The organism is Wenyingzhuangia gracilariae, from assembly GCF_056387575.1.
Genome location: NZ_CM150748.1, coordinates 305,267 through 318,949, shown reverse-complemented (window position 1 = coordinate 318,949; position 13,683 = coordinate 305,267). Strand labels below are relative to the sequence as shown.

9 protein-coding genes are annotated in these 13,683 nt (G+C 31.5%); 7 read left to right on the top strand and 2 right to left on the bottom strand.

Translation table 11 applies throughout. The annotated features are described in order from the left end of the window. The first annotated feature begins 188 nt into the window (after nt 1-188). The 3 genes from pbpC to ACY2IJ_RS01205 are packed head-to-tail and all read left to right on the top strand — an operon-like array spanning nt 189 to nt 3,575. Nucleotides 189-2,534, top strand: a complete 2,346-nt coding sequence (pbpC, locus tag ACY2IJ_RS01215) for a penicillin-binding protein 1C (RefSeq protein ID WP_476725339.1) — start codon at nt 189-191, stop codon at nt 2,532-2,534. Nucleotides 2,535-2,538: 4 nt separating this feature from the next. Continuing rightward, entirely contained in the window at nt 2,539-3,348 is an 810-nt protein-coding gene (murQ, locus tag ACY2IJ_RS01210) for an N-acetylmuramic acid 6-phosphate etherase (protein ID WP_476725338.1), read from the top strand. Beyond that, entirely contained in the window at nt 3,348-3,575 is a 228-nt protein-coding gene (locus ACY2IJ_RS01205) for a DUF6095 family protein (RefSeq protein WP_476725337.1), read from the top strand. Before murQ ends, ACY2IJ_RS01205 begins: the two co-directional genes overlap by 1 nt. A gap of 40 nt (nt 3,576-3,615) precedes the next feature. On the opposite strand, the gene ACY2IJ_RS01200 is transcribed toward ACY2IJ_RS01205, so the two are convergent. Continuing rightward, a complete protein-coding gene (locus ACY2IJ_RS01200; RefSeq protein WP_476725335.1) occupies nt 3,616-5,922 on the bottom strand; it encodes a LamG domain-containing protein in 2,307 nt (768 codons plus the stop codon). 459 nt (nt 5,923-6,381) lie between these two features. Here ACY2IJ_RS01200 and ACY2IJ_RS01195 point away from each other — a divergent pair, with 459 nt between their 5' ends. From ACY2IJ_RS01195 to ACY2IJ_RS01180, 4 genes are all read left to right on the top strand, one after another. Further along, entirely contained in the window at nt 6,382-6,573 is a 192-nt protein-coding gene (locus ACY2IJ_RS01195) for a hypothetical protein (protein ID WP_476725333.1), read from the top strand. 240 nt (nt 6,574-6,813) lie between these two features. Further along, entirely contained in the window at nt 6,814-8,328 is a 1,515-nt protein-coding gene (locus ACY2IJ_RS01190; RefSeq protein WP_476725332.1) for an alpha-L-fucosidase, read from the top strand. A gap of 24 nt (nt 8,329-8,352) precedes the next feature. Beyond that, nucleotides 8,353-9,798 (top strand): sulfatase family protein, encoded by a 1,446-nt coding sequence (locus ACY2IJ_RS01185; protein ID WP_476725331.1) that lies wholly within the window; start codon nt 8,353-8,355, stop codon nt 9,796-9,798. A gap of 99 nt (nt 9,799-9,897) precedes the next feature. Beyond that, nucleotides 9,898-11,565: a T9SS type A sorting domain-containing protein gene (locus ACY2IJ_RS01180; RefSeq protein ID WP_476725330.1), complete on the top strand. Its 1,668-nt coding sequence runs from the start codon at nt 9,898-9,900 to the stop codon at nt 11,563-11,565. A gap of 123 nt (nt 11,566-11,688) precedes the next feature. Here the strand turns inward: ACY2IJ_RS01180 and ACY2IJ_RS01175 are convergent, their stop codons facing one another. Further along, nucleotides 11,689-13,641: a sulfocyanin-like copper-binding protein gene (locus ACY2IJ_RS01175; RefSeq protein WP_476725329.1), complete on the bottom strand. Its 1,953-nt coding sequence runs from the start codon at nt 13,639-13,641 to the stop codon at nt 11,689-11,691. Between the last annotated feature and the right edge of the window lie 42 nt (nt 13,642-13,683).

Sequence of the window (13,683 nt, the reverse complement as noted above, 5' to 3'; positions counted from 1 at the left end):
TTAAGACAAATCAATCGCCCAATCGGACATTTTAATTTATTTTAAAAACGAATAAAACATAAAAACTAGATAAGAAAAATAAACTTTATGTTTGCTCTATCTAATTACAAACAAACACTCCTAAATTAGGTAAGACAAGTATTTTATCAACCACAACAAAAACACTTAAATTAACGTAACTCCTTAATTTGAAAACAAAAATTACATCTTATTGTTTAAAACACAAACTAAAACTTAGTATAGGTTTTATGTTGTGTTTTTGGTATTTCTTGTTTTTACCCACTCACCTATTTAAGGAAGATTATTCTACCGTTATTTTTTCTAAAAACCATCAATTACTAGGAGCTACTATTGCTAGTGACGAACAATGGAGATTCCCTCCTGCGGATTCCATTCCGACAAAATTTAAGCAGTGCATACGCTATTATGAAGATGAATATTTTTACAATCATCCTGGTTTTAATCCTATAGCTATAGGAAAAGCCATGATTACCAATTACAAAACAGGAAAAAACAAAAGAGGTGCTAGTACACTTACACAACAAGTCATACGTTTAAGCAGAAATAAAAAAAGAACCTATACCGAAAAATTCATTGAGCTTATTTGGGCTACAAGATTAGAATTCTCCAAATCTAAAGATGAAATTTTAAAACTCTATGCCAATCACGCTCCTTATGGAGGAAATGTAGTGGGCTTAGAAATGGCTTCTTGGCGATATTTTGGAACTTCTCCCGAAAAGTTATCTTGGGCAGAAAGTGCTACATTGGCAGTATTACCTAATGCTCCGGGGTTGATTTTCCCTGGAAAAAACAAACACTTATTACAAAAGAAAAGAGATTTTTTGTTATTAAAACTAAAACAAAAAGGAATTATTGATGAAACAACGTATCAGTTATCTATACAAGAAAACATTCCTAAAAAACCTGTTGCTATTCCGCAAGAAAACATTCATTTAATTTCACACATTAATCAAACCAACAAAGGAGAAAGAATAGAAACAAGCATAAACGATGACATTCAACAACAAGTCCTTAAAAGTGTTGCCAAATTTCATCAACAATATGCTAAAAACAACATTTACAACCTAGCGGTTTTGGTGATTGATATTTACACTAAAAAAGTAGTTTCATATGTAGGAAATAGTCCTACCACTACAAAAAACGAAAAGTTTGTAGACATGATTCAGGCACAAAGAAGTACAGGTAGCACTCTAAAACCTATACTATATATGGGCATGTTAAACAGTGGAGAAATACTACCCAATATGCTGGTGCCAGATGTGCCTACTCAAATACAAGAATACAAACCACAAAACTATAATTTTACCTACTCCGGAGCTGTTTCGGCTAAAAAAGCACTTGCCAAATCGTTAAACATTCCAGCGGTTAGAATGTTAAGAACCTATGGCATGCATAAGTTTAAAAGTGATTTAAACTATTTAGGATTAAAAGGAGTTCACAAACCTGTAGATCATTACGGATTGACTTTAATTTTAGGTGGAGCAGAAAGTTCTTTATGGGAACTGACCAATATGTATTCCAATTTGGCAAGCACATTAAATCATTACAACACCAACAACGGAAGTTATTTTAGCAAAGAACATCAAGAGGCTAGTTTTTACAAAAACAACATTTTAGACTTGGGAGAAAAATCCATTGCAAAAAATATTTTTGATGCAGGGAGTATTTATTTAGGTCTTGAGGCTATTACAGAATTAACTAGACCCGAAAATGACAAAGAATGGAAACACTACAATTCTTCTCATAAAATATCTTGGAAAACAGGAACCAGCTTTGGAAACAAAGATGCTTGGAGTATTGGAGTAACTAAAAAATATGCCATTGGTGTTTGGGTTGGAAATGCCGATGGAGAAGGAATTGCAAACATGACAGGGGTCAATTTTGCTGCACCAGTTATGTTTGATGTTTTGGAAAGTTTGCCTGAAAATTATTGGTTTGACAAACCTATAGATGAACTTCAAGAAATAGAGGTTTGTAGCCTTAGCGGTCACAAAGCAAATCCGTTATGCCCAACCACTAAAGAATGGATTCCATTAACAAATAATACCACGTTGCCCTGTCCTTACCATCAAAAAATATATGTAGACAAAGAGCAAAAACATCGTGTGTTTAAAAATTGTGCCGATGAAAATACTATTATCCCTGCCACTTGGTTTGTACTTCCCCCCAACCAAGCATGGTACTACAAAAAACAAAATGCCAATTATCAAGATATTCCTCCTATTAAAAAAAGTTGTTTAAACGTGAACAATTCCGTTATGGACTTTATAAGTCCAAATGAAAACGCTAATTTTATCCTGACAAAAGATTTTGATGAACAAACAAATCCTATTGTCATCAAAGTAAGTCATCAAAGAAGCGATGAACAACTGTTTTGGTACTTAGATCATACCTATGTAAAAACAACAACGCATCATCATGAAATTGCGATTACTCCAACCATTGGAAAACATCAAATTACGGTAATTGATCAAAACGGAAATCAAATTAAAAGAAACATCAACCTAGAATAAATCCATGGATTTCACAAAAACTACTGAGCAAGATTCTCTATACAACGATTTAGAAAATATGTCTGCTTTAGAATTAATTCAGAACATTAATAACGAAGATCAAAAAGTAGCGTTTGCGGTAGAAAAAGCAACTCCACAAATTGAAGCTTTGGTCAATACCATTGTAGAAAAACTAAAAAATAGAGGTAGATTGTTTTATATGGGAGCAGGAACTAGTGGACGTTTGGGTATTTTAGATGCATCAGAATGCCCTCCTACTTTTGGAGTTCCTCATGAGTTGGTGATAGGAATTATTGCTGGAGGAGATACTGCTATTAGAAAAGCGGTAGAAAATGCAGAGGACAACACCCAACAAGGTTGGATAGATTTGCAAAAACACAACATTTGTAGTAATGATGTAGTGATAGGAATTGCAGCATCGGGAACCACTCCTTATGTAATAGCTGCTTTAGAAGCTTGCAACCAAAACAACATTGTTACAGGCTGCATTACCATGAATTTAAATAGTCCTTTACACAAAGTAGCCAACTATCCCGTGGTAGTAACTGTAGGTCCTGAATTTGTAACAGGAAGTTCTAGAATGAAAGCCGGTACAGCTCAAAAAATGGTATTAAACACCATTAGTACCAGTGTGATGATTTTATTAGGAAAAGTAAAAGGAAACAAAATGGTAGACATGCAATTGTCTAATGATAAGTTGGTAGACCGAGGTACCAAAATGATTTTAAAAGAAATTGATATTGACTACAACACTGCCAAAGCATTACTTTTAAAATACGGAAGTGTTAGAAACGCAATTAACAACTACAAATAATGGAAACTCCAGACCCTAAAAAACATTTAAGAAGAGGTATTAACATAATGGGAGCTACCTTATCTCTCCTTATTCTTAGCCCCATAGTAATTACTATGGGTTTTAAAGCACAACAAAAAGCAGATATCCACTTTATTCTTTATATAGGAATTATTTTAGCTATTGCTACCATTGTTTTGTTTGCCATGGGAATCCGCTCTTTGCTAAAATATTTATTTAAAGACTAAATTTTTATAACAAGTTACATAGATGCACGTGTATTCACTATTAATCCCAAAACTCATCTATATCTTCACTTAAAAAATGTAGCAAATCATACCTAAAAGGAATATCATTAAGCTCTTCATATTTTTTACAAAAACTTTCAAAAAGATAATTGACTTTGTTTTTACTACCTTTTATGTTTAAACAATGTAGTTGATAGTAAAGAGCCACAGTATTTAATTCATCAATTTGTTGAATATATGAGGTGATTTCTAAAACTTTTGGATAATTCTTTTTGGTAAACTCTTCCTTTGTGTAAATTGATAAAACATCTAGAATGTCAAAATTCACATTTGATTTTTCTTCTAACATCCAGTCTGTTTTAGCATCATTTAAAAACACTCCTGTTTTAACAATATCAAAAAACACCTTGGTATCTGTTTCTTTCTCCTTTAAAAATTTACACACCCACTCATAATCCACAAAAAAAGCATCATCTAACACTACTTTCCATAGTTTGTTTTCATAAACTACTTGAATGCCTTTGGCTTTATTTACTATTTTTTTTAACACATTAAATGAAACCCCTCTATTATTTGCTGCCTTTGCAGAAGAAAAACCTTCCCATAAAATTTGTGTCAGTTCCTGAGTTCTAATCCCTTTTTTGTTTTGTATTGTTCTTATTAAAATCAGTAAAAATAGTTCCTTAATTTTTGGTGAAAAATTCTCAGATAAATCAACTCCTTGATTGTTAAAAACCCTAAACTGACCAAACAACTGAATGACATTTGTTTTTTTCTGTTCTTTTTCCCTTAAAGGAATGTAGACTGTACCTTTTCTTTTTTTCTTTCTAAGAAAAAAAACAATAAGCAAAGCAAGGCAACAAACTAAAGGTATAACTAGAAATATTGGAGACACATTATTTTTATTTTCAACAACTAAGTCATTGTTATGCAACCAAACTATTTCTTTTTCGCTTAAAGCTCTATTCCAAATACGTAAGTTGTCTAAATAACCATTAAAAAAATGAACATTCTCCAAACAATGTCCTAAAAACAAGTTGGAGTTTCCTATAAAAGAAGCTCTATGCTTAGACTTTCCTACCAACACTCCATTTAAGTAAATGGTTTGCTCATTTTTATTTAAATTGTACTTTACAATAAGTTGATGCCATTTTTTTTCGGGTAAATTATAATTGACTTTTGTATCGTTGGTAAAAAAACCAAAAATAAGTTTATTGGTTTGTACATTTAAATGCAATCCTTTTCTATACGCTACCTCATCGGTACCTAAAATAGGATAACTAGTTTGACCTTTTAAAAAAGTATAGTTAAAATCTACCGCTATGGTAAAACTAGAATTTACAATTCCGTATTCTTTTACATTGTTTAATTTTATTGCATTTTTATCACTAATTTTTAACACATTTCCTTTGTTCTTATCTACCACAAAAACAGGTGTATTACTCACTAGTGTAGTATTTGTACTTAAAACATCATTCTCTAAATTATTTTCAAACTTATAACTAGCCGTTAAACCATCTATAATTTCTAAAGGCTTCATCTCAAAATTTATTTCTCTATTTTTTTCTCCTGATAATTTTACTTCATCAGATAATGTAGAAAAACCTTCTTTTAAAGGATGTAGAATTAAATTTTCATGAGCATGAAAAGGAAAACTATAAAATCCGCCTGTAATAGATTTTTTATTATGCTTCCAATTAATTCTATTCACCAATTGCCTATCTATGCTTACACTACCTTTTACAAAAGATACCTGATCTAATAATTTGCATAAATAATAAATGGTTGGGGCATATTGAATGGAAGAATAAAAAATAAAATTGGGTCTTTTTCCGGTAATTTTCCACTTTGTCATTAAGTAGTCAATTGCATAATTGCTGGTACTAATATTATTCCAATTTTCGGGTATTTTCTCTAATAACAAACCTTGAGATGTAAAACGATGAACCATTAAAAACTCATTAGACAAATCAGCATCTGAAAACCGTTCTTCTAATGGTTTAGAAATATTAAACACATGGTGAGGTATGGCGTTAAAAAACTTACTAGAAGTTTTTTCTTTAAAAATAATTAATTGCTTTTGTTTTTGTAAAATTTGCTCGGTAGTAGGCCACCTTTCTCCAGCTGGCTGATGATAAACTACATCTAACAAATTGGCCTGCTGTAATGCGGTGATTAGTTTACTTTCTTTTCCTTTAAACCTTAAAAACAAAGGAAACACTTCTTTTTTATGACTCTTTAGGTGTTCTTCAATTTGCTTTAAAAGTAAAGCCAAATTTATACGATCTCTTTCTAACTGTACAAGTAAATTGGTTTGTTCAGCATCTTCAATTATATTGATAGACATACCAAAATTTTCACTTGCATGTTTTTTTTTAAAAACTTCTTTTATATCATTAATATTAGATAGTTCTGCAATCGCAAAGGTTTTATCACTAATTGTCTGTGCAACAACATTACATGTTAGAAACAGAAAAGTGATTTTTAAAATCGTTTGAAAAAAAATAAGATTATTTTTTTTTGACATAAAATTGAAAATGTAGGCGAGTAATTATTATCAAACTTACTGAAAATCTACAAAATTCATTTTAATAATAACCTTAAAAACCAACACAAAAGATTAAATAAAACCAGTTCTTACTTATAACTACTTCATTAAAAAAAACAAAAAACACACTCGTAAACAAGTGTTTACATACTTTATTAAGCTATATATTAACCCTTTATTAACAAAACAACTAACTAGTTGTTAAGTTTCTTTTAAATCATTAGATATTAATTTCACAAGAACTTCAAATTGTAAACAATGAAGAAACCAGCTGTTATTCCTTATTTTTTTGACTCTAATTTAAACTTGTGTCTTCAAAAAAAGTATGTAATACTTAACTTATTAAAAGATATGGATGCTTTTCTAAAAACCATTTTTGGAAAGAGTTATTTTAGAAAACTACATCATTTTAAACCATTTGTTATTCAAATTGTTTTGTTAGGCTCTTAGCTAGTTAATAACTTTAGTTACATAAAATAGTAGAACTGTATCATATAAAAAAAGATACTTATCAATTAAACAACCTAGTTAAAATCATTCTGAAGTTTGTAAAAAACTGCATTTAGAATTATTTACATACTTAACAAACACAGGTGATCCTAGAATTATAATAATTGAGAAGTCTCCTTTGGAGAACTAACCTTACTTTTTTTTAAGGTTTTAAAAATAAACACCAAAAACAACACCCTAATGAAAAAAAATAAATACTTACTACTAATAGTACTCTTTGTTAGTACTTTTTCTTTTGCTCAAGAAAAATTTAAGCCCAACTGGAAAAACCTTAGCAAACACAAAGCAACACCAGAATGGTTTGCTGATGCCAAATTAGGAGTGTATTTCCACTGGGGAGTCTACAATGTACCTGCCAACGGTAATGAGTGGTATGGTCGTTTTATGTACGAATATGATCGAAAGAAAAATTGGGGAAAAGATATCTACGACTACCACACCAAAACTTATGGTAGAGCAAAACAATATCATGATTTTATTCCAGAATGGAAAGGAGAACAATTTAGTGCTAAAGATTGGGTTGATAAATTTGAACAATTAGGTGCCAAGTTTATTGGAACAATTGCAGAACATCACGATGGATTTTCTTTATGGGAGAGCAAAGTAAATCCATGGAACTCAAAAGATATGGGACCTAAAATTGATGTTGTAAAAGAAATGGCTTTAGAAGTTAAAAAACGTGATTTGAAATTTATGACTACGTTTCATCATGGTTTTCATATGATGTTTTTCCCTAAAAAAGAAAATAGCGTACTACGTCCAGTAAGTCAACATCTTACAACTTATAACAAACTAGAATTTCCTGAAGGAGGTGCTTTTGACATTCTATACGGAAACACCAGCTACAAAGAAGAGTGTAACATATGGCTAGGTAAATTAAACGAAGTTATTAATACCTATTGCCCCGATTATATTTGGATGGATTTTGCACAAGGATACATTCAAGAAGAATACCGAAAACAGTTTTTAGCAAATTACTTTAACAAAGCAAAAGAACTAAATAAAGAAGTAGTTGTAAATACAAAAGGAGCCTTTTTCCCTACAGATTTAGCTGTTGTAAATATAGAAAGAGCTACCATGGAAACAATTGCTCCTTTTGTATGGGTTACAGATTTTCAATTAGGTAGTTCTTGGGGTTATAATAAAAACAAACGTACTGCATTAAACCCTAATAAAGCCATTAGAATACTTGCCGAAGTTGTTAGTAAAAATGGAGTTATGATTTTAGCTGCTGCTCCAATGGCAGAAGGAATTATTCCAGAAGAACAAGTAAAATCTATGGAAGGAATTGGAAATTGGTTGTCTGCCTATGGAGAAGCTATTTACAAAACTCGTCCGTTTGTTGAGTTTGGACAAGGTCCTACAGAACTTAAAAGAAATCCTAACGATGATTGGAATGCTTACGGATCAATAAAAGCAGGACTAAACAATTTAAATGCAAAAGACATTCGTTACACCCAAAATAAAAAAACGGTGTATGCTATACAATTAGGTTGGCCTGGAGCTAAACAAGAAACCATTTTAAAAGTATTTGCACACAAAGCCAAACATTTAAAAATTAAAACCATAAATGTTTTAGGTAGCAAAGAACATATTAAATGGAAAAAAACAAACAGTGGTTTACAAGTTAGAACTCCCAAAAAAATGCCCAAATATGGAGATGCTGCCATTGTCTATAAAATTACTATTGAATAACTATATATAAACACCTATAATACAATGAAACTACTTAAAATAAACCACCATTTCTTAGTTCTAACATTTTTCCTATGTTTCGGATTTCATGTCCAAGCGCAACAAAAAAATTTCATCATCATCTTTACAGATGATCAAGGTTATGAAGATTTAAGTTGCTTTGGTTCTAAAAAAGTAAACACTCCCAACATAGATCAAATGGCTAAAGAAGGATTAAAACTTACTAGCTTTTATGTTGCATCTTCTGTTTGTTCCCCGTCTAGAGCTGCATTATTAACAGGTAGAATGCCTAAACGTGTTAAAGTTCCCGCTGTATTACGTCCATTAACAAATGAACCAGGCTTGTCTCCAAAAGAAATTACCATAGCCGAACTTTTAAAAGAAAAAAAATACAAAACCAGTATTGTTGGAAAATGGCATTTGGGTCACGACAAACAATTCTTACCTCTAAACCAAGGGTTTGATTCTTATTATGGTATACCATACAGCAACAATATGTCTATTGCTAAAAACATCGCTATTTCTAAAAACATAAAACTTACAGAGAACTACACTTTAAAAGAATTACATTCTGATATAAACAAAGTAGAATCTGAATTTAAAAAAGGAAGTAATAATATTCTAAAAAACAAAGCTCCTCTACTTCGTAATAACGAAATTGTTGAATATCCAACCAATCAAAATACCATTACAGAAAGATACACAGACGAAGCAATATCCTTCATCAAAAAAAACAAAAAGAAGCCTTTTTTCTTATATCTAGCACACGCTTTTCCTCATGTTCCAATTCATGTTGGAGAAAAATTTAAAGGAGTTAGCGGAAGTACACCTTACTACGATGCTATTGCGGAAATAGATTGGAGTGTTGGTGAAATTTTTAAAACACTAAAAAAAGAAGGACTGGATAAAAACACAGTGGTTATTTTTACATCAGACAATGGTCCTAATAGCCATGGTTCTGCTAAACCTCTTAAAGGTCGTAAATTTCTTACTTACGAAGGAGGACAAAGAGTGCCTGCAATTATTTGGGCACCTGGAGAAATTAAACCTGGTTCTGTTAGTGATGAATTGGTTTCTACTTTAGATATATTCCCTACCATTGCACACTATGCAGGTATAAAAATGCCTACAGACAGAAAATACGACGGTTACAATATTGCCAATTTTTTTAATGGAAAAACATTAAAATCTCCTAGAAAAGAAATGTATTACTACGCTTCTAACACCAACCATATTGATGGAATAAGATACAAAGACTGGAAGTTTTTATACAACGGAAAAAAAATACCTAAAAAATACAGATATAATCAACCACCTGTTAAAAAAGGACAATTGTATAATCTAAAAAAAGACATTTCTGAGCAAAACAATTTGGTAGACACGTACCCCGAAAAAGTGAAAGAATTGATTAAAATGATGGAAGATTTTGATATTAGATGTTATGATGATGAAATACAAACAACAAATTAAATAATTTGGCTAAAACTCACCCAGAGAAATTAAATCAAATGATTACCCAATGGAAAGAATGGGCCAAGAGAGTAAAAGTCATCAAAAAAAAATAAGATTATGTATACTATAAAACATACATTAATAATGGCAATGCTATGTATTAAAAGCATTACCGTTGTAAGTCAAACACAAATAGCAAATCCTAACAATATAGATCAAATTATTGAATGGGGAAATGACAATACAACTCAAAAAATTATTTTTCCAGAAGGAATTTATGAGTTTTCAAAAACCCTCTCCCTATCAAATAATAATTTGATCTTAGAAGGAAGTGGCATCAACAATACAGTTCTTAAACTAACTGCTGTAAAAAACACATTGATAGATGCTAAAGGAAATAATTATAAAATATCTAATTTAACTTTAGATGGAGGTAAAAATCAAAAAACTTGGGGGAATCCAATTTTTAGATTCAACAAAAGTAGAGGCCATCAATTTGAAAACGTAGAATTTACCAATTCTAAATGGAATGCCATCAATGCAATTAATGCATATCCTACAGACGGTCTTGTGTTAAAAAACTGTATTTTTTCTAATATCGATTTTATGTGCGTGCAAATATTTAACAGAAACACCAACAAAAGAAATGGTGAGGTAATTGTTAATGTAGACAAAGTTATTATTGATGGATGCTTATTTAAAGAAGGGTATGAAACAGCCGTCTCATCAGACAATGGAAATGATAGAGAAGATACAGGAAATGGTACTGGGAGAAGATACACAGAAAGCACTAGTTTAAACGGAACGGTTATACAAAATTGTACGTTTGAAAAAAGTAAACAATTCCACATAGCCATGGTACAATCTAAAGATGTACTAATTCAGAACAATATTTTTAAAGGTATGACAGATGATGCTGGAGGGGGGTGTCAGCCCATACACATGGAACAATTTACACATAACATAGAAATTTATAACAATACGTTTTCTATGCCAAACACGGTATCTCAACCTTATACCTATATCCATATTAACGGAACCGAAGGTCACAAAAGAGTTACACAACAAAGACCAAGTAACACATATTCTACTTGGACATATAATGTGTATGGTAGTAACGAAAGAAGAGCCAATACACAATGTGCAAAGAGTGGACATATTGATAAAGACTGTAAACGCGATGTACACGCTTATGGCCCAAGAAATATTTTTATTGCAGGAAATACTTTTAACGAATCTTCTAAAATAGCCAAGTACATTTTAATTAACGAAGGAGAAAACATTCAAATAGGAACTAAAAAAGACAATACCATACTTTTGAATAACTTTATTGGTGGAAACAACACAACCAAAAAAATATCTTTTGGAGGAAATGACGAAGGAACTGGTGATGTATTGATACGTGCAGGACAAAATATTACTGAAAGTAATGTAGAAATTAAAGATGTAGCTTTTGATTTGCCAGCCATACGCACTCAAAAACCAATTGTAGTTGAAAGTGATATGGAGAGTAAAATGAATATTGATGATGAAATAGAAAAATCATCAAACAAACCGTCTTTTTTTCCTAATCCAGCAAAAAATAACATTACACACAAAAACATGAATGGCGTGCTTACCATTACAACATTGTCTGGAAAAGTTGTAACTTCTGTTTCTGTACATAGTAAAAAATCTAATTTTATGAGCTTAAAACATCTTGCTTCGGGAGTTTATATATTTATGTATGAGTCTTTAAACGGTGAAAAAATAGTACAAAAATTAATTATTGAAGCTTCTAAATAAAAACTACAAATACATAAAAAAACATCGTTCTAAATTCATAGAACGATGTTTTTTTATTTAATGAAGCTTTAATTTGAGTACAACTTTTATTATTGTACTACTCTTCTATGTATTATTGTTAAATTATTTTACAATCAATTGAGTTCGCATGGTGTATGAATGTCCTGGAAAAGTACACACAATCCAATAATTACCTGGCTCTGTAGGAGCTTTAAAGTAAATAGTCTCTGTTTTTTCTGGCTCTACTATTCCTGAATGATACAACACCAAATCTGTCTCTGGTACGTAATTCATTTCTGGACCATCTAATCCTAATTGTAAAGCCATATTTCCTACAATATTAGGTGTATCTTTACCTGGTTTCATAATAACAATATTATGCAACATATCATCATTATTAACTAAGGACATTTCTATATGGGTTCCTTTTTTAACTACTACCTTTTCCTCACTAAATCTTAAACCTACAAGAGTCCCCATACTTATTTTTTGATCTGCTTTCCAACCTTTAGGTTTAACATTTACTCTTTTAGGTTGTTTTAACGTAGACTCACCTCCCATAGGCATAGTCATTTGTGGAGATTTTAATTCTCCTCCTGGTACCTGATTTAAAGTATAATAACCATCTGTATGTACCAAAGTTTCTCCTGTTTTGGCTTTCAATTCTGGAATGCTTATTTGATGAATATACCCCAATCTCATTCCGTGTATTGTTAATTTTACCTTTAAACCATCTTTAGAAACTTCTGCTTTATGAATCATTGCTTTTTGTTTGTCAATAATAGGGCTCCCGTATTCTTTATGGTACTTGTAAGTAAATGATGACATTTTATAATTTGCAACTTGCTTTGCCATTTTTATATCTACTGGTTTGGTAAACTCTAATTCAAATCCATCATTAAGAGCCTTCATTGTTTTTATTTCAAAAGGTGTTTTACCTGTCCAAACCAAACGTTGCAATCCATAAGGTGCTCTACCTGTAGACCCCCACCCTCTGCTTGTCATTCCAACAAACATACTGTTGTCTTTTGCCCAAGTCATTCTAAGTACTCCAGAAGAAAAACCTTCTACAAAACCAAATGCAGCTCCCTGATAAACTCCATTTACTTTTTCCATAAAAACTCTAACTATTTTACTATTTCCCTGATCTCCAACAAACATTTGCCCATCAAAAGGACCAAACTTTCCTCCTGTGGTGTCGTATAAAATATCGGAAGTAGAAATTCCTAAAATGGTATGTGGAAGCCAAACTGTTGGAGATTTTAATGCCTTGATTTTTTTAGCATACTCATAAATAGATAAAGAATCTGATTTAATGTCTTCTGGTTTTAATTTTAAAGGTGAATTGGGTTCGCTTGTCCAAGCCAAACCAGCTGGATGCCCTAGAAAATCACCTTTTTCTATATGTGTTATTCGTCCAGAACCAACCCAATCTCCTTGGTTTTCAGAATAAAAAATTTCTCCTTCATTATCTATAGCAAGTCCAGCAGGCCCACTAAATCCTGTTGCTATTGGTGTCATTTTTCCTTCTGGAGTAATTTTTAACAACCATGCTCTCCATTTTGCTTTACTTAATCCTCCACCAAAATAGGTACAATTTAGATGTGCGTATAAATTTCCTTCTTTATCTAAAACAGGACCGTAAGAATATTCGTGGTAATTACCAGATAATGGCCAAGAGAAAACTGTTTTAAACAAATCTGCTTCTCCATCGTTATTTTCGTCTTCATATCTTGTAACCTCACCTCTTTGAGATGCGTAAAAACCATGATCTTTATAAACCAACCCTAATACTTCGTGCATTCCTTGTGCGTATAGCTTATAAGTAGGATTCTCACTTGTAGGATTGTCTATAAGCCATATTTCTCCCCTTCTTGTAGACACCCCTAGTTTGTTCTCGTCTGTTAAAGCCAAACCTCCTACTTCTAGAACAACATCTTTAGGAATGGGTACATCAACAATTTTATAATATTCAGCATCTTTTAAAGCTTGTTCTTTATTAAATTTTTTCTTGTCACTTTGTCCTAATCCTATTTGGACTATGGATAAGAAAAGTAACACCGCTATATGTTTCATTTTTATTTTCATCTAATCTATAATTTCATCAAGTTGTTTTTT

Bases quoted from the DNA above. Each gene is read 5' to 3' on its own strand.
- murQ (WP_476725338.1), top strand. From the start codon at position 2,539: ATGGATTTCACAAAAACTACTGAGCAAGATTCTCTATACAACGATTTA.
- ACY2IJ_RS01205 (WP_476725337.1), top strand. From the start codon at position 3,348: ATGGAAACTCCAGACCCTAAAAAACATTTAAGAAGAGGTATTAACATA.
- ACY2IJ_RS01200 (WP_476725335.1), bottom strand. From the start codon at position 5,922: ATGTCTATCAATATAATTGAAGATGCTGAACAAACCAATTTACTTGTA.
- ACY2IJ_RS01195 (WP_476725333.1), top strand. From the start codon at position 6,382: ATGAAGAAACCAGCTGTTATTCCTTATTTTTTTGACTCTAATTTAAAC.
- ACY2IJ_RS01190 (WP_476725332.1), top strand. From the start codon at position 6,814: ATGAAAAAAAATAAATACTTACTACTAATAGTACTCTTTGTTAGTACT.
- ACY2IJ_RS01185 (WP_476725331.1), top strand. From the start codon at position 8,353: ATGAAACTACTTAAAATAAACCACCATTTCTTAGTTCTAACATTTTTC.
- ACY2IJ_RS01180 (WP_476725330.1), top strand. From the start codon at position 9,898: ATGTATACTATAAAACATACATTAATAATGGCAATGCTATGTATTAAA.
- ACY2IJ_RS01175 (WP_476725329.1), bottom strand. From the start codon at position 13,641: ATGAAACATATAGCGGTGTTACTTTTCTTATCCATAGTCCAAATAGGA.